This is a genomic window from Spirosoma pulveris (genome assembly GCF_054781875.1).
On the sequence record NZ_BAAGTO010000002.1, the window covers coordinates 1,040,293 to 1,055,773 of the forward strand.

Consider the following 15,481-nt stretch of genomic DNA (forward strand, 5'->3'; position numbering starts at 1 on the left):
CGGCTTTAGCGGACATTTTCGCGTCTGTCGAAACGTATCTTTCTTAAAATCAGTTTTGAGTTTAAACAAAACCAGGAGCTGCCTGCCAAAGATAGCTGCGCCGATACGCATCAACGAAAATGATGAGCAATAATAGTACCAACTCCGAGATTAATTCTACAAATGAGGGAAACCCCGTCGAGTCGACTCCCATCCGGCTGGATCGGATAGAAGACGCCATTGCCGATATAAAAGCTGGCAAGATTGTCCTGGTCGTCGACGATGAAGATCGGGAGAACGAAGGGGATATGATCTGCGCGGCCGAAATGATCACGCCCGAAATGGTCAATTTCATGGTACGCGAGGCCCGCGGGCTCATGTGCGCCCCCCTCACACAGGAACGTTGCGACGAGTTGGGGCTGGATATGATGGTAACCAGCAATACCTCTGTTCATACAACCCCCTTTACGGTATCGGTCGATTTGCTGGGCAATGGCTGTACAACGGGCATCTCGGCATCCGACCGCTCCAAAACCATTCAGGCGCTGGTCGACCCCAACACCACACCCGACGATCTGGGCCGACCCGGTCATATTTTTCCCCTGCGGGCGGTTGAAGGTGGCGTTATCCGTCGGGCCGGTCATACCGAAGCGGCTGTTGATCTAGCCAAACTGGCGGGTCTGTCGCCAGTGGGCGTACTGATTGAAGTACTGAACGAAGATGGTACTATGGCCCGTTTGCCCGAGTTGCGCGTGCTGGCCGATCGTTTCGGAATGAGACTGGTCAGTATTCAGGATTTGATCGAATACCGACTTCGGACAGAAACGCTGATTCGTCGTGAGATTGGTGTCGACATGCCTACCCAGTGGGGGCACTTCGATCTGATCGCCTACAAGCAAAGCAACACCGGCGATACGCACCTTGCCCTGATAAAAGGCACCTGGGAACCCAACGAGCCAGTGCTGGTGCGGGTTCACTCCTCCTGCGTAACGGGCGATATTTTTGGTTCCTGCCGATGCGACTGCGGACCGCAGCTGCATGCCGCCATGGAGCTTGTCGAGAAAGAAGGCAAAGGCGTAGTGGTATATATGTTTCAGGAAGGGCGCGGCATTGGCCTGATCAACAAGTTAAAAGCCTATAAACTTCAGGAAATGGGTCGAGATACCGTTGAAGCTAACCTGGATTTAGGCTTACCTATGGATGCTCGTGATTATGGCGTCGGGGCGCAGATTCTGCGGGACCTTGGCATCCGTAAGCTTCGGCTTATTTCCAATAATCCAAAAAAACGAGCTGGCTTGATGGGCTATGGACTGGAGATTGTGGATACCGTGCCCCTCGAAATTAAATCCAACCCGCATAATGAGCGCTACCTGCGAACAAAACGGGACAAAATGGGTCATACCATTATGAACGAACCGGTTAATGAAGAACAGGAATAAGCTGGTCAGTCAGTAAGTTACCACTCAACCACAAAGAACATGAACAAGCAATCGTTTAAAGACCTCATAAACGGCGATAAGCCTGTCCTGGTCGACTTTTACGCCGACTGGTGCGGCCCCTGTAAACAGCAGGCTCCTATTCTGAAACAATTGACCGAGCGCTCCGGCGATAAAGTACGCGTCGTCAAAATCGACGTCGACAAAGCCCAGGCGGCTGCTCAGCAATACCAGATTCGGAGCATTCCGACCATGATTATGTTTAAAGACGGCAAGATCGTCTGGCGGCAGTCTGGTGTTCAGCCGCTGCATACGCTGGAAGGGTTAGTGAAGCAATTCTCCTAAGACCTAAGGTGTCTGGAGCCTTACAGGTTTGCATAAAAAAATCCGGCCACAACATAGCCGGATTTTTTAGTATGTTTCATTCTGTCAGTATTAATTTACTTCTGTGCCAGCCCGAAGCCTTTCAGGTTCGTTAGTGCCGTGACGTTAATGATCTTCCACTGCCCATTTATCTTTTCGAGCGTTCTCGACTCCTTGGAAGTCGTCTTTCCGTGGCTGTCCAGAAGCGTCTGGTCATACGCAACGAACGCCATGTTCCCATTCTGATGAATGGTATAGTTCGAATTCTGCACTGTAACCTTATCCGATACTTTTGAGCTTTTAAACTGACTGGCAAACTGTTTTTCCAGGTTGTCCCAGCCTTTTACCAGCATAAAATCACCCCCGTACAAGTTGGCCGCAAAATGAATGTAGGGTGTATGGGCCCAGGCATTCGACCACTCTGTTTTGTCTCGCTTAAAAAAGCCTTCTGTTTCACTGCGCAACACACGTTTAATGGCATCGTTGTCGGCCTGGGCCAACCCACACGTAACGGTACTCAGCAATAAAGCGGTTACCAAAAGTGGCGTTTTCATGACCAGAAAGTGTTTAGTGACTGATCAAGGTAGCGAACTGAATAGCAATAAACAAGTATTATTTTACACTTTTATCATACATCCAAATACTTCATGTTGGTGTCTGCGAAGAACTGGTAACAGAGGCTCCATTGCTGGATGTTTCGGGACTTAACAGCATATCCAATCGACGGATCGACTGCACCATCGACCGGACGGTGTGGTAATTTATCTTCCACGAATGGCTCATATGCGTCCAGATGGGCACCCCTTTCCGGGTCATAAGCGGCCACCACTCTCCTACCGGATGGTTCACCATTTTGTCCATCACAAACCGGTGCACGTTCTCATAAGCCCGCCAGTATTTCTCCTCGCCGAAGATGCGATACGCATCCAGAAAGCCAATGAGTACCTCAGCCTGCTGCCAGAACTCCTTTTCGTGGTCGTAGACTTTCCCACTGTGCGAGCCTTCCACAAAAACACCGCCAAATTCCCAGTCAACACCGTGATCGGCTGCATGGGAAAACGCCTTCTGTAACTGGCTGAAATACGTTTCATGCGGAATTTCCAGCACGGCAAGTGCATGGAGCAGCAGCCAGGCAAACTCGGCGTTATGCCCGTAGCTGGTGTTATCTTCGGCGGCTTCTTTTGCTCCATCTTCCGTAAAGCGATCCCAACCCCAGATCACGTCGAACTTGATCTGGGGAGCCACCCGCCAGTCGGCCCAGAACTGCGGCACACCCGTACCATATATAGGATGCATCACTTTGCCAACCAGCAGGCTGATCACTTCCAGGAGTTTCCGGCGGTGAATAGGCTGGCGTGTACACTCATACAGGGTGGTAAAGGCTTCCATGAGGTGCATGTGAGCATCGAGGGTTTTACGATTTCCCCCGGCAGCCCCCGGTCCTTTCAGCGTCCAGTTGCGGTCAAACATCTCGAAGTAGCCGCCGTAGCAGGTATCGGCCCCGTATTTCTGCAACAGATCGAACACCTTCTGGGCATACTCAACGCCACGCTCGTCGCCAGTGGCGAGGGTATACTCACTCAGGCAATAGATCGCGAAACTTTGGCCGTAGACGATCTTCTGATCGTTTGTCACCTCACCTTTTCGGTTGGTCATCCAGTAAAAACCGCCGTGTTCATGGTCCCACATGCGGTTCAGTAAATAATCGACTCCATGCCGGGCCAGATCAGCCAGTTCACCCGATCCGTAGCCTGCCCGGTGGGCCGATGCATAGGTATAGATAGACCTTGTCTGGGCAATGAGGGATTTCTCGTCCTCACCCGAATCCTGACCTTGCTCGTCGAAGTGGGTAATAAAACCACCGTGAACGTGATCGGCGGTGCGGGCCGTCCAGAAGGGTAACAGCTCGGTAGTCAGGTGATGGTATAACTCCTGACGGCATTGGCGTAAGGTTTCGTTAGTCATTGGAATGGTAGGTATCATGCAATGCAAGAATTTCGGACAGGCTGGCGGTGCCCGTCTGATGCAATTTCTGAACGGTTACGGCCGCGGCCATATTGGCAATATGCAGTGCCTGGGCGGGAGTAGCTCCGGCTCCTAAGCAAGCTGCCCAGGTGGCGACAACGGTATCACCCGCGCCAACGGTATCCAGTTCGCCCTGAAGGGGTAGCCCATCAACAAGCTGCGTCCGGGCATCATCCAGATAAAGTATACCCGCTGGCCCGCGTGTAATTAGTAAAGGACCTTTACTTTGCGCCCGAAAGGCGTTTCCATGTCGGATGCACCAGTCGAGGTCATCAGATTCCGGCACATCGATCGCTAAAAAGTTGGCGAGTTCTTTGGTGTTCACTTTGAGTGTTGCCCCCCGAACCAGCGTGCCCACATCGCGCATATCGGCCAGAAAGCGAACGGTCGGAAAACGGGCGATCAAGTCGTTGAGGGCAGCAATCCTGTGTTTATTAAGCAGCGGGTTAGCAAACTGCTGGTTGATAATCAATACGTCGAGATGAGCAAGCATCCGTTCCAGACCGGCTATAAGATCCGTAAACAAAGCGTCGGAGAGTGTATTGGCAATCCCGAAATCAATCCGGTTGGCTTCCTGACCATTCAGATTAGGCTTGGTATAAAGACAGGTATCCCAGTCGGCATTGAGCACGTGCAGTTGCTGGGTATGGACGCCCATCGAAGCAAAGAGACTCTGCATTTCCCTGCCAAACAGGTCGTTACCAACACAGCCCGCTACATGGCAGGTTTGTACACCCAACGCGACCAGGTTCTGAACCACGTTACCCGCAGCGCCAAGCGACGCCCGGGGCCGACTACCCCAGAATACATCCCGGCCGGTTTCCAGCGATCGTTCGCCGGTTTGGGTTTGCAAAGTGAAGTATAAATCGAGGGCAAAGTCGCCAATCACACCAACTCTGACAGCCGGGAATTGCTGAAAGAGCGCACTAATTTCGGAAGAGGTCATGAACAGACTCGAAGTTAAGCTTGCAGCTATAAAGCCGGTTTCAAGGCGCGGGCTACTCACTTCCTCTATTTGTTTGCCTACTCAGTAGTTTCACCTCATTTGTTAATTTATCCAATTAGTTTACCGTGAAACCCGTTAACCATGGAAAAGAGAACCTTCCTTAAACTATCGTCGACCCTTATGGCCGCTCCTATACTCTCGCCACTTGTCGATCTGGCAGCCCCTGAAAAACTAAAAAACTGGGCCGGAAACTTGTCTTACAGCACTGATCGACTGTACGAAGGCAAATCCATTGGACAGGTGCAGGACCTTGTCAAAAAATACGATAAACTAAAGGTGCTGGGCACACGCCACTGCTTCAACAGCATTGCCGACAGCAAAGACAATCTGCTGTCGTTAAAAGCAATGGACGACGTCATTTCGCTGGACGCCAAGGCGCATACCGTTACCGTCGACGCCAGTATGAAATACGGCCAGTTAGCCCCTTATCTCGATAAAAAAGGCTTTGCCCTGCACAATCTGGCGTCGTTACCACATATTTCCATTGCGGGCGCCTGCGCCACGGCTACGCATGGCTCGGGCGTGAAGAACGGCAACCTCTCGACGGCGGTGTCGGGCATGGAAATCGTTACAGCCGCTGGCGATGTTCGCACCCTCTCCCGCGCTAAGGACGGTGACACGTTTAACGCAGCCGTTGTTCATTTGGGAGCGCTGGGTGTTGTAACGAAGGTTACGCTCGATATACAACCCACCTTTCTGATGCGGCAGGACGTTTACGAAAATCTGCCCATGGCCCAGCTCAAAGAGCATTTTGAAGCCATCGTTTCGGGCGGGTACAGCGTGAGCCTGTTTACCGACTGGCAGAAAAGCCGCATCAACGAAGTGTGGATCAAACGCCGAATCGACAAAGGCATTAAGCTGGACGCGAAGCCGGAGTATTACGGCGCAACGCTTGCTAAAAAGAACCTGCACCCCATTGCCGAACTTTCGGCGGTGAACTGCACCGAACAAATGGGGGTGCCGGGGCCTTGGTATGAGCGCATGCCCCACTTCCGGATGGGCTTTACACCCAGCAGCGGTAAAGAATTACAGTCCGAATATTTTGTTCCCCGCAAAAACGCCGTCGAAGCGATCCTGGCCGTAGAACGGCTCAAGTCGCATGTAAGTCCTCACCTGATGATTTCGGAGTTACGAACCATCGACGGCGACAATTTGTGGATGAGCCCCTGTTATAAACAACCCAGTCTGGCTATTCACTTTACTTGGAAACAAGACTGGGCATCAGTAAAGAAGGTGCTGCCGCTGATCGAGAAGGAGCTGGCTCCTTTTCATGCCCGCCCGCACTGGGGTAAGTTATTCACCATGACGCCCGTGCAGCTTCAGTCGCGCTACGAAAAGCTACCGGCTTTCAAACAACTGGTTACGCAGTACGACCCGAAAGGCAAGTTTCGCAACGACTTCCTGAACACGACGATCTACGGGGTTTAAGCAAGCCAGTTGATAAACACCGTTAAAACTCAACCGGGTGCCCTGATTTCAGGGCACTTTTTTATTGTACTATATCAAGACACACAATAAGGATAAAATAAAAATAAAACCATTAAATAAGTATCGATTTCAGCCTGAGTTTAATCCTGAAAAAGAAAAATACAACTCTTCATTCTATTTCTCCAGACGATTCCATTGAATCTATATATAATTAAAAAATCTAGAATAGGACAATTTTTTAGCTGAAAACAAGTCGATTACCTACAGCTTATATTGCTATGTGCGAAGTTTCCTGCTTTTTCGAAAAAGCAGGCGGCCTAGCCGACGATTAGCGATATACAACCTGGAAAACTGGTAATCATGAAAACGATCTATACCTTCACATTTACCTTATTATTTGCACTTTTTCACGTCACTGGCAATGCCAAACCCATAAACGCGTTATGGCGGACCGGACAGATCCACTTCTGGAACAAGCTGGTTCTGGAGGGCGATCTGGCGTACAATTGGTCGGCGGAGATGGTTTCCTTTCGGCAGTCGGATGGCCGGGTGCAAACCTATTCGGCCAATCAGGTTGCCGAATTTAGCTGGTTCGACCAGGAGCAGAATAAACGTCGAAACTTTGTTTCGCTGGTGAGGCCGCTGGACAATGAACGCAGCAGCCAGCGCTTTTTTGAAGTTTGTATAGATGGTCCTTTAACGGTTGTTCGGCAGTTCAGGAAGCTGCGTGGGCCATTTAAACATGCGTTTAGCCATCCGGATCATTCGTCCGATCAGCCTACCCTCGCACAGGATACAGACAGGTTCGATTATTTTGTTTTCGATGCGGGTCGATTGCTGGCGTTGAACAACTTCCAAGCGGACATCTATAAACCGTTAATGACCACTTACCACCAGGAATTACGCCAGTATGTTCTGACCCATAATATCAATGACCGTACCCTGCCGGGCCGTCTGTTGTTGATAGGCCGCTATAATTCAATGGTCCAGTACGATCCCAAAACGGCCTCGAACAAAGGCTATGCCGAGGCAAACAACTAAACATTAAATGAGGCCAAGGTGTATCTTTGGAACCCGGCCGTTTCCAGCAGGTTCGGGCACTACCTATGTTCATCGCCCCTAAGCCTGATCCCGCACCAATTACCCGCCATTTACGGGCCATGTTTGGCTCACGTTTATTATTGGCGGCCGTCCATCATCTGAACGTCTTCGAGACACTCAGCGCCGGTCCAACCTCTCTGGCTGACCTGAGTCGTCAGCTTGGTTTGAACGAACGGCCAGCCATGACGCTCTTCCCGGCCCTCTGTGCTATGGGACTGCTCCAATGGGATGAGGCCGGTCGGCTTGCGCTCACGGAGTTGGGCCGTTTTCTAACAGTTGGCCAGGTGCCAAACCTGACGGGGTATACGGGTCTGGAAAAAGTCGATCCGGGCGCGCTCGAAATGGCTGTCCGGCTCAAAAACGATGGTCCGCTCCAGACCGACGAAGGCATTTCCTTTGTGAAAGAAGGCGAAGGGCCATCGCCGATGGACGATCCGGAGCTATCCCGAAAATTTACACTGGGTCTGGCCGGACGTGCCCGGCACCTGTCGCCCCTTGTTGCGGCCAACTTACCAAAGCGCGAAGGCCACCTGCTCGACGTAGCCGGGGGAACTGGCTTTTATACTTACGAATGGTTACTGGCAAACCCTGCCTCCACCGCTACCCTATTCGACCGGCCAGCCGTACTGGCGGTAGCGGCCGAACTGCTGGACGAATTTAGCCAGAGCGGCCGGCCGGGGGCGGCACAGGTAAAGGATCGGGTTACGTTTCAGCCGGGCGATATGCTGACGGACGAGCTTCCGCAAACGGATATTCTGTTAGCGGCCAGCCTTTTCCACGACTGGCCAACGTCCACCTGCCAGCTACTGGCCAACCGCTTTGCAGCCGCGCTTCGACCCGGTGGCGAGCTATGGGTGCACGATGCTTTTCTGAATGATGCACTGGATGGACCACTGGCAGTTACCGACTATTCAGCTCAGTTGTTCTGGGTGACCAAAGGCCGATGCTACAGCCGGGCCGAGTACCGGGCCTGGTTTGCCGAAGCTGGTCTGGAACCAACTCCGGCAACCATTCCGACCCAGCTGGATTATAGCCTGATCTGGGCGCGCAAGCCCCTTTAAGGTCAACCCAGTCCGGGAATCACGTTCAGCAGACTGCGGCCCTTGGTAGCCACAGCTTCGTTGAACTGATCGGTGATCACATTTTTTATAATCTCGCTGCGGTCTTTTTCCCCGCGTACGAGGGCCTTGGCAAATTCGATGGCCTGATCGGTCGTGATTTTTCCGGGCATGGGTGGCTCGTTGGCGTCGACAATAGCATCAACAACCACTGGACCATCGTGCGCCATCGCCTGTCGGATAATAGCGTCGGCATTTTTCGGATCGTCGATGGTAAAGCCGGTTGCCCCACAGGCCCGGGCGTAGGCAGCAAAGTCGATGGAGTGCAGATCGACAGCGAATTCGGGGTTGCCCTCCATGACTATCTGCTCCCATTTTATCTGTCCATAGGAGTTATTGTGGAAGATGAATACCTTAATGGGCAGCTTGTATTTTACCGCTGTTGCCAGCTCGCCCATCAGCATGGTAAAGCCGCCATCGCCCACCAGTGCCACCACCTGCTTACCCGGATGCGCTACCGAGGCCGCAATGGCATACGGCAGTCCGGAAGCCATAGTAGCCAACAGTCCCGAAGTAGAAAACTGCATGGTTCCCCGCATCTGAATATGCCGTGCGGCCCAGGTTGTGTTGTTGCCGCAGTCGCAGGTGATAATAGCGTCGTCGTTGAGGAGCGGGCTAACGAGGTGCGGCACCACCTGCGGCTTCATGGGCATCACCTCCTGGGTTGCCCGTTCGGTGAGCAGCTCGTTCCAGTGCGTCATGCGTTGCTGCGATTTCTCCAGAAAACTCTTATCGTCCTTATGCTTGATGAGTGGCAGTAATGCCTGCAAAACAGCTTTACTATTCCCCATCAACCCAATTTCGACCGGCGTCCGCAGTCCAATATGCGCCGGATCGATGTCGATTTGCACGGTACGCGCCTGACCCGGTTTCGGGAAATATTCGAGATACGGGAATCGCGTACCAATCATAATCAGCGTATCGCACTCTTGCATGGCATCCTGCGACGGGGCGGTACCCAGTAAACCCAGACCACCCGTTGTGTGCGGGTCTGTATCGGGCACAACACCTTTGCCCAATAGGGCTTTGATAATGGGTCCGCCAACGGCATCGGACAGGGCCAGCACTTCGTCGCGGGCATCCAGACAACCCCGACCGGCAAAAATGACCACCTTCTCACCGGCGTTGATCAACTCGGCAGCCCGGTGCAACTGGTGAATATCGGGTACGACGTTGTGGCTCACCCGCGTGGCGCTACTATGGTTGGGTACATTAGGCTGCGAGCGGATGTCGTCACTGGCGGTCCACTCTTGGAAATCTTTCGGGAATGAAATATGCGTTACTGTATTCTGCCCCAACGACGTGCGAACGGCCTGATCGAGCACATTCACGACATGGTCGGGGCCCATAACCCGCTCGTTATAGGCAGCTACGTCGGCAAATACCTTCACCAAGTCAACGTCCTGCTGGTAAAACGTCCCGCTGACATCGTGGGCGGTATGCCCCGTAATGGCCAGTACGGGCTGCGAATCGTACTTGGCATCGTAGAGACCGTTGAGCAGGTGGATACCGCCACAGCCCGATGTAGCCAGACAAACGCCCAGCTTACCGGTGAATTTTGCATAGCCGCAAGCCATAAAGGCGGCTGCTTCCTCATGCCGCACCTGAATAAGCTGAATTTTATCCTGCCGGTTACGGAGCGATTCATAAATACCGTTGATGCCATCGCCGGGGAGGCTGAATATGGTATCGACACCCCATTCCAAAAGTCGTTCGACCAGTAGGTCGGCTCCTGTTTTTGCCATAATACGTGATGAAAAGAAAACGAGTAAATCGGGGCCTCTACCCACAACCGCTTGCCAGTTGTACCGCGAGGTCTTTACATTTTCAACCACCCGCACGCCGTTGGTGTTTGATAACAGGCTGGATATTAATAAATCTTAATGGGCAACCAGTATATACGCAACGTGGCAATCCGCCTTACACCTGCCCATCTACCCGGTACGATTTCTTAGCCAGCTCACGCAACTCCGCCGGGCCGGTTTCCGTATTGGGCGAAACACTAAACAGCTTTATCGCATGAAACTCTCATTATGGCTACTCCTGTCGCTGACGCTCTCGGTATTCTCCTGCAAAAAGGCATCTGATGACCTTACCCCCGCCACGACCACACCTACTTTCGATGTAAAAGCGGTTATGGCCACCGGAAGCTGGACGGTTAGCAGCTTTCGACAAAGGACAGAAGATAAATCGTCCGGCTTCAAAGGAATCACCTTCGTTTTTTCTGCCGATGGCACGGTTACCGCTACCGAAAACAACAAGACAACGAAAGGAACGTGGGTTTACTCACCAGCCGTAACGTATTATGGCGGGAATGGCTTATCGTCCCTAACGATCAGTATAGGGACTTCGAAACCGTTCGAACTGCTGAACGAAACCTGGAATATTAACGCGGCTTCGACCACGTCGGGCTTGAAACTGGACAACAAGGAACCCGCCGAAGACGAGCACGTGGAGTTTGTGAGATTGTAACCTGGGGACGGCTAGCGGGCTTTGCTGAACACGACCCGTTGCAGGTTATCGACCGAGTAGTTGGTAACACCCTGACTTGGCTCGGGCTGTTTCTTTCCGGATGTTACGTCAAAGATGAGTCTGTCGCCGATCAATTCGTAGGTCGATGTCAGCACGATTCCCTGTGTTTCGAAGACGCTGTACAACTTATTTCCAAACAAGTAATCGGCCAGCACGAGCCCGTCGCCTTCATCAGTGACGTATTCGTGTTTAGCCGCATCCTTCAGGCGCAGCGTGTAATCTTTTACAACCGGCATTTTAACGGACATATACTCTGTTTTCCAATGCCAGGCCTTTTTTGGTTCGGCGACCGTTATCGTCAGACGCACCGGAACGCTGTCTTTCAGAACGCCTTTGCTATAGATGTGCATGGTGCCTGTCCAGGTACCCACGCAGGCGTCGGCAAAGGCAGACTGTGCCCGAAGCTGAGAACTAAGGGCCAGGTTGATTATCAGGATAAAAATAAGTCGTGTCATGCGGGCAAATTAAGTAAACCTCTCTAAGCGTACTCAACAGACAGCGAAAAGTTAACGCATCAATGCGTTTTCCCGTAGGCTTTTTCGCCCGCTTCCACGGCAACGGATAATGTGTTGTTTTTAGGTGGAATCGGGCAGGGATATCCTTCCTGAAAGGCGCAGTAGGGATTATAGGCTTTATTAAAATCGATGGTTACGCGGCCGTCTTTGATATCGCCGGTGCGCAGGTCGATGTAGCGGCCGCCCCCGTAGGTTTCTTTACCCGAGGTGGCATCTTTAAACGGCAGGAACAGGTAATCGCGGTATTCCGGCATCCGGATCACGTTCAGATTCCGATACAGGGTCAACTGCTGCTTTTTGCCATTCAGCACAAAGGAAAGCAGCGCATAGGCTACGTGCGACCTTGTCTGCCCATTGTACGTCGGCATCTCGAACGGTTCGGCATTGGGTACGCGCTCTGCCGTAGCCGTTATGCGGTAAGTGGAATCGGGTGCGTAAAACTGCACGTAATCCAGGTCTGCCTCAACCTTGATTGGCCCTCCTGCCGACGCCATCAAGTCTTTTTTATAAGTTTCGCGGTGACGGGCCAGTTGCTCGGCAAAAGGTGTTTGAGCGACAGAAACCGTAGTCAGAACCGAACTCAGAAGAACGAACAGAAAACGCATAGACAATCTGTTAACAGTGTGCTGCCCGACTAGTGGCGGGTGAGACGCGTCAAAGGTACATAGCGCTTGTCTACTTCACCAGAGATCATGCTTTCGAATCCGGTCAAGCGGTTGCTACTCAAGCACAGATACGCACCCGTGATAGACGAATATCCGACCGGTTTAGCTGACGCTGCATTTCGGCAAACACCCAATCAATGGCTTCGTCGGGATCAGTAGCGGCAACGGACAGATCTTCGTCCAAACGAATATTTTGCTTCATCTCATCCAGTACATCGAAAACGACCCGGATCAATTGTTTCTTTCTGGTAGCCATAGTAATAAGGAAGTTGTTCTGTTCAGCGTCCGCCAACAGCCCAAAATTACTACCTTACTACTATAGTTGTATTATATATAGCAAAATAATATTATACAGCTACCCGCTAAGCCAACCTAACGTCGGTGGCTATTTATGCCCTCGGGTTCTTCTTCCCAAAAAGCACATAAGGCTTGCTTCAGCGAAAAAAGCAGGCCGTAGCACGCCAATTGATGCCGATACGACTTGTATTGCGCCACAACTTGCGGAAAGGTCCGCAAACGAGCCGAAGCCAGTGCCGAAATATCTAACAGCGACAATGTATCGCCCTGAGTCAGAATTGACCAGTCGCGCTGGCTAAGCTGCGGTTCCACGACGGTATATTCCTGTCCTTTATCGTCGATACCCGCTTGCAGGTAATGCCCGTAAGCTGCCAGCAGAAATGTTAGCGAGGTTACGTCCTTACCCTGTTCGAGCCGGTCGAGTAAAATAGGAATAACGAACGAGGAAAGCTTTGACGCTCCATCCTGGCATAACTGATCCAGTGCCAGCTCCTCACCCGAATTGGTTAACTGTTCTATCGACCGGTTGATGTCCTCTTCTGAATTTACATCCGAAGAAACATTGGATTTAGCCGTTGTTGTTAAAAAAGCGCGTACATACGCACTAACAAAGTTGTCTTCCATAGCTTCGTGTACAGTTCGGTACCCGGCCAGAAATGCCGGATAAGCTAATACACTATGGGCAGCCTTGAGATTGAAGAAGCTGAACGATTCCGTCGATACTTCCTGAGTGGTTGTGAACATACGGATTGGGGGATTGTAGTTGTTGAATCAAATCAATGAATTACCACGCGCAGAGACCGCTCAGAAGAATAGACGGGAAAACGCACATCAATTCTTCATCGCGTTTAGAAGGCCACAATGGATTAGCCTACCCCAATGAGGTGGCTGGTCAGTACCTGGCCAAGGCAGGTAGGCAATGGGTATCCACTTGCATAAGCAAGCCAATACCTATCCGAGAAAACGTTGATTTCAGCTAATTTGGGGCCATAAGGCCGCTGTAACTAAGCGAAGAAACTAGGGCGTCTGAACGTACCTGCTGGCTGCCAGCTGGCATCCCGACGGCGTAAGGACTGGGCAATCGTAATGATTTGATCGGCCAGTTTACCCTGTTCTTCGATGGTTCCCGTCATGTAGACTTGCTGACGGCCAGGCTCCCATTCGAACAGTTCGGTTTTGTCATCGTAGATACCGATGGGGGCCCGCTTTGTGTTTGTTGATAAGTTTTGCAAAAGGGACATTGCTTCCGCATGGGTAGAGGCCCCAATGTGATGGTACTGTCCTTTAAGCATATATAAAACTGAAAAACGATTCATGGTTGTAGTCATTAATGTTTGTCGATGCTGGCTTTTGATGCACGATCGGTATTAAGCCGGATACAAAGCCGCATTTATTTTTACTCTTCTCGCCAAACTATCGGCTAGCAGGCAGCAGTGAACCACCAAAGGGTGTCTGGTGACGGGTCAACGCTTCAAAAACATCCGCATGCTGGATGATAAATGTCAATACTGATCGCTGCAACGACGCCCGAAAGTTCGTGGCGTTTGTTTTACTGATGTTATTATATATGGGTTCCATTTCCGTTCAATTGGTTAGGGGTCCATGCCGGGAAGCAGTTATGTACGCATCTTCTCCCGGCAACAGACCAAATTCACCTCAGGTCGATTAACTCAGCCGTACGTTTCCTCAGGTTGTTTTCATCGCTTTTTTTCATTGGCTAATGCTATAACCTACTCGTACTAAGCTTGTTCACTCTACAGGCGTATCAGCTATAAAACCCCGGAGCCATTAGATTGGTTTAAACGTTTAAACCTTTGACCATCAAAACAGCAAAAGTTCTTTATATCCCCGTGTAATTTTATAAAAATAATACAATTATTAGCCTATTTATATTCTTTTTTTATGATTTTACCACTCCTTCATATGTCGTTAAAACAATGCGAATGTTTAAACGATTAAATTATTAATTGGCTTTTTCTTATGTTTGCCACCTATGACCAAGAAGACATCGCTGAAGGATATTGCCCAAACGGTAGGTGTTTCAACCGCCCTCGTTTCGTATGTGCTTAATAACCAAAAGGAAAACAGAATAAATAAGCTGGTGGCTAAAAAGATCAGGGAGGTGGCCAATGAACTGAACTACCGCCCCAACCAGATTGCCCGGAGTCTCAAGACAAACAAGACTCATACGATCGGTCTGGTTGTAGCCGATATTTCAAATCCTTTCTCTTCGTCACTGGCCCGAATTATTGAAGATGAAGCGGATAAGCAGAATTACACCGTTCTGTTCGGCAGCTCCGACGAAAAGCTGGGAAAAGCTCAGAAACTCATCTCAACGCTGCTCAACCGCCAGGTCGATGGTCTGCTTATTTTCCCGTCAGAAGGATCGGAAGCCCAACTGGCCGAATTGCAGAAACAGGGGATCCCCTTTGTGCTGATTGACCGCTATTTTCCTGAACTAAAGACGAATTACGTGGCCCTGGATAACTTCGGGGCAATTCATAAAGCCATGCAGCATCTGTTAGACTCCGGCTATCGGCGCATTGGCATGGTCACGTTCAACACAACCTTGTTTAACCTCAATGAACGCAAACGCGGCTATTTGACTGCTCTGCAGGAGCATAGAATACCAGTCCGGAAAACGTGGATAAAAGAGATACGGCTCGACGCGACCGGCAATGAAATCGCAAAAGCAGTTGGCGAGTTGGTAAAGGGGCCCAAACCCGTCGATGCCATCCTGTTTGCCTCCAACCGACTGGCGCTCTACGGTCTGCAACAGCTCAACGCCCTGCACCTCAACGTACCGGAGCAGGTAGCCGTCGTAAGCATCGACCAGGCCGAATCCTACAACCTGTTCCACACGTCGATCACCTACATCAAGCAACCCCTGCTGGAGATGGGCCAACTAGCCACCAAGATTTTATTGGAGAGTATCACCAGGAACAATACCATTACGCAGGCCAATCTGGAGGGCGAGCTGGTGATACAGGAATCGACGCGGCCGGTAGATGGGTGA

The 15,481-nt window shown here is 51.1% G+C and carries 16 protein-coding genes and 1 pseudogene; 7 read left to right on the plus strand and 10 right to left on the minus strand.

The window, feature by feature from the left end:
- The first annotated feature begins 122 nt into the window (after positions 1 to 122).
- Together ACYVJM_RS12490 and trxA are read left to right on the plus strand one after the other, a co-directional pair.
- On the plus strand, positions 123 to 1,418 hold the full coding sequence (locus ACYVJM_RS12490) for a bifunctional 3,4-dihydroxy-2-butanone-4-phosphate synthase/GTP cyclohydrolase II (RefSeq protein ID WP_461148653.1): 1,296 nt from the start codon (positions 123 to 125) through the stop codon (positions 1,416 to 1,418).
- 21 nt (positions 1,419 to 1,439) lie between these two features.
- Positions 1,440 to 1,760, plus strand: a pseudogene (gene trxA / locus ACYVJM_RS12495) (thioredoxin); the annotation flags it as partial.
- A gap of 95 nt (positions 1,761 to 1,855) precedes the next feature.
- On the opposite strand, the gene ACYVJM_RS12500 reads toward trxA, so the two are convergent.
- From ACYVJM_RS12500 to ACYVJM_RS12510, 3 genes are all read right to left on the minus strand, one after another.
- Complete coding sequence (locus ACYVJM_RS12500; protein WP_461148556.1) at positions 1,856 to 2,332, minus strand: nuclear transport factor 2 family protein; 477 nt, start codon at positions 2,330 to 2,332, stop codon at positions 1,856 to 1,858.
- Positions 2,333 to 2,423: 91 nt separating this feature from the next.
- Positions 2,424 to 3,743 carry an AGE family epimerase/isomerase gene (locus tag ACYVJM_RS12505; RefSeq protein WP_461148557.1) on the minus strand — a complete coding sequence of 440 codons (1,320 nt, stop codon included), beginning with the start codon at positions 3,741 to 3,743 and terminating at the stop codon, positions 2,424 to 2,426.
- Positions 3,736 to 4,749, minus strand: coding sequence for a bifunctional heptose 7-phosphate kinase/heptose 1-phosphate adenyltransferase (locus tag ACYVJM_RS12510; RefSeq protein WP_461148558.1), 1,014 nt, complete (start codon positions 4,747 to 4,749; stop codon positions 3,736 to 3,738). The genes ACYVJM_RS12505 and ACYVJM_RS12510 overlap by 8 nt, the downstream gene beginning before the upstream one ends.
- A gap of 141 nt (positions 4,750 to 4,890) precedes the next feature.
- Here ACYVJM_RS12510 and ACYVJM_RS12515 point away from each other — a divergent pair, with 141 nt between their 5' ends.
- The 3 genes from ACYVJM_RS12515 (at position 4,891) to ACYVJM_RS12525 (ending at position 8,399) form a co-directional block, all read left to right on the plus strand.
- Positions 4,891 to 6,237: a D-arabinono-1,4-lactone oxidase gene (locus ACYVJM_RS12515; protein WP_461148559.1), complete on the plus strand. Its 1,347-nt coding sequence runs from the start codon at positions 4,891 to 4,893 to the stop codon at positions 6,235 to 6,237.
- Positions 6,238 to 6,597: 360 nt separating this feature from the next.
- Positions 6,598 to 7,278 carry a hypothetical protein gene (locus ACYVJM_RS12520; RefSeq protein ID WP_461148560.1) on the plus strand — a complete coding sequence of 227 codons (681 nt, stop codon included), beginning with the start codon at positions 6,598 to 6,600 and terminating at the stop codon, positions 7,276 to 7,278.
- A 65-nt stretch (positions 7,279 to 7,343) separates the two neighbouring features.
- Entirely contained in the window at positions 7,344 to 8,399 is a 1,056-nt protein-coding gene (locus ACYVJM_RS12525; protein WP_461148561.1) for a methyltransferase, read from the plus strand.
- Positions 8,400 to 8,401: 2 nt separating this feature from the next.
- On the opposite strand, the gene ACYVJM_RS12530 is transcribed toward ACYVJM_RS12525, so the two are convergent.
- Positions 8,402 to 10,201, minus strand: coding sequence for a thiamine pyrophosphate-dependent enzyme (locus ACYVJM_RS12530; protein WP_461148562.1), 1,800 nt, complete (start codon positions 10,199 to 10,201; stop codon positions 8,402 to 8,404).
- 274 nt (positions 10,202 to 10,475) lie between these two features.
- Between ACYVJM_RS12530 and ACYVJM_RS12535 the strand changes: the two genes are divergently transcribed.
- Positions 10,476 to 10,928: a hypothetical protein gene (locus ACYVJM_RS12535; RefSeq protein WP_461148563.1), complete on the plus strand. Its 453-nt coding sequence runs from the start codon at positions 10,476 to 10,478 to the stop codon at positions 10,926 to 10,928.
- 11 nt (positions 10,929 to 10,939) lie between these two features.
- On the opposite strand, the gene ACYVJM_RS12540 is transcribed toward ACYVJM_RS12535, so the two are convergent.
- The 6 genes from ACYVJM_RS12540 to ACYVJM_RS12565 all read right to left on the minus strand — a co-directional run bounded on the left by ACYVJM_RS12540 (position 10,940) and on the right by ACYVJM_RS12565 (position 14,043).
- Positions 10,940 to 11,443, minus strand: a complete 504-nt coding sequence (locus ACYVJM_RS12540) for a hypothetical protein (RefSeq protein WP_461148564.1) — start codon at positions 11,441 to 11,443, stop codon at positions 10,940 to 10,942.
- Positions 11,444 to 11,502: 59 nt separating this feature from the next.
- Positions 11,503 to 12,108, minus strand: a complete 606-nt coding sequence (locus ACYVJM_RS12545) for a DUF1684 domain-containing protein (RefSeq protein ID WP_461148565.1) — start codon at positions 12,106 to 12,108, stop codon at positions 11,503 to 11,505.
- A 118-nt stretch (positions 12,109 to 12,226) separates the two neighbouring features.
- Positions 12,227 to 12,424, minus strand: coding sequence for a hypothetical protein (locus ACYVJM_RS12550; protein WP_461148566.1), 198 nt, complete (start codon positions 12,422 to 12,424; stop codon positions 12,227 to 12,229).
- A 116-nt stretch (positions 12,425 to 12,540) separates the two neighbouring features.
- Positions 12,541 to 13,209, minus strand: a complete 669-nt coding sequence (locus ACYVJM_RS12555) for a mannitol dehydrogenase family protein (RefSeq protein WP_461148567.1) — start codon at positions 13,207 to 13,209, stop codon at positions 12,541 to 12,543.
- Positions 13,210 to 13,469: 260 nt separating this feature from the next.
- Positions 13,470 to 13,781 (minus strand): hypothetical protein, encoded by a 312-nt coding sequence (locus ACYVJM_RS12560; RefSeq protein ID WP_461148568.1) that lies wholly within the window; start codon positions 13,779 to 13,781, stop codon positions 13,470 to 13,472.
- 97 nt (positions 13,782 to 13,878) lie between these two features.
- Positions 13,879 to 14,043: a hypothetical protein gene (locus ACYVJM_RS12565; protein WP_461148569.1), complete on the minus strand. Its 165-nt coding sequence runs from the start codon at positions 14,041 to 14,043 to the stop codon at positions 13,879 to 13,881.
- Between the two features lie 415 nt (positions 14,044 to 14,458).
- On the opposite strand from ACYVJM_RS12565, the gene ACYVJM_RS12570 reads away from it, so the two are divergent.
- On the plus strand, positions 14,459 to 15,481 hold the full coding sequence (locus ACYVJM_RS12570) for a LacI family DNA-binding transcriptional regulator (protein ID WP_461148570.1): 1,023 nt from the start codon (positions 14,459 to 14,461) through the stop codon (positions 15,479 to 15,481).

Bases quoted from the DNA above. Each gene is read 5' to 3' on its own strand.
- ACYVJM_RS12555 (WP_461148567.1), bottom strand. From the start codon at position 13,209: ATGTTCACAACCACTCAGGAAGTATCGACGGAATCGTTCAGCTTCTTC.
- ACYVJM_RS12510 (WP_461148558.1), bottom strand. From the start codon at position 4,749: ATGACCTCTTCCGAAATTAGTGCGCTCTTTCAGCAATTCCCGGCTGTC.
- ACYVJM_RS12540 (WP_461148564.1), bottom strand. From the start codon at position 11,443: ATGACACGACTTATTTTTATCCTGATAATCAACCTGGCCCTTAGTTCT.
- ACYVJM_RS12515 (WP_461148559.1), top strand. From the start codon at position 4,891: ATGGAAAAGAGAACCTTCCTTAAACTATCGTCGACCCTTATGGCCGCT.
- ACYVJM_RS12490 (WP_461148653.1), top strand. From the start codon at position 123: ATGAGCAATAATAGTACCAACTCCGAGATTAATTCTACAAATGAGGGA.
- ACYVJM_RS12525 (WP_461148561.1), top strand. From the start codon at position 7,344: ATGTTCATCGCCCCTAAGCCTGATCCCGCACCAATTACCCGCCATTTA.
- ACYVJM_RS12535 (WP_461148563.1), top strand. From the start codon at position 10,476: ATGAAACTCTCATTATGGCTACTCCTGTCGCTGACGCTCTCGGTATTC.
- ACYVJM_RS12565 (WP_461148569.1), bottom strand. From the start codon at position 14,043: ATGGAACCCATATATAATAACATCAGTAAAACAAACGCCACGAACTTT.
- ACYVJM_RS12530 (WP_461148562.1), bottom strand. From the start codon at position 10,201: ATGGCAAAAACAGGAGCCGACCTACTGGTCGAACGACTTTTGGAATGG.
- ACYVJM_RS12560 (WP_461148568.1), bottom strand. From the start codon at position 13,781: ATGAATCGTTTTTCAGTTTTATATATGCTTAAAGGACAGTACCATCAC.
- ACYVJM_RS12570 (WP_461148570.1), top strand. From the start codon at position 14,459: ATGACCAAGAAGACATCGCTGAAGGATATTGCCCAAACGGTAGGTGTT.
- ACYVJM_RS12545 (WP_461148565.1), bottom strand. From the start codon at position 12,108: ATGCGTTTTCTGTTCGTTCTTCTGAGTTCGGTTCTGACTACGGTTTCT.
- ACYVJM_RS12520 (WP_461148560.1), top strand. From the start codon at position 6,598: ATGAAAACGATCTATACCTTCACATTTACCTTATTATTTGCACTTTTT.
- ACYVJM_RS12550 (WP_461148566.1), bottom strand. From the start codon at position 12,424: ATGGCTACCAGAAAGAAACAATTGATCCGGGTCGTTTTCGATGTACTG.
- ACYVJM_RS12505 (WP_461148557.1), bottom strand. From the start codon at position 3,743: ATGACTAACGAAACCTTACGCCAATGCCGTCAGGAGTTATACCATCAC.
- ACYVJM_RS12500 (WP_461148556.1), bottom strand. From the start codon at position 2,332: ATGAAAACGCCACTTTTGGTAACCGCTTTATTGCTGAGTACCGTTACG.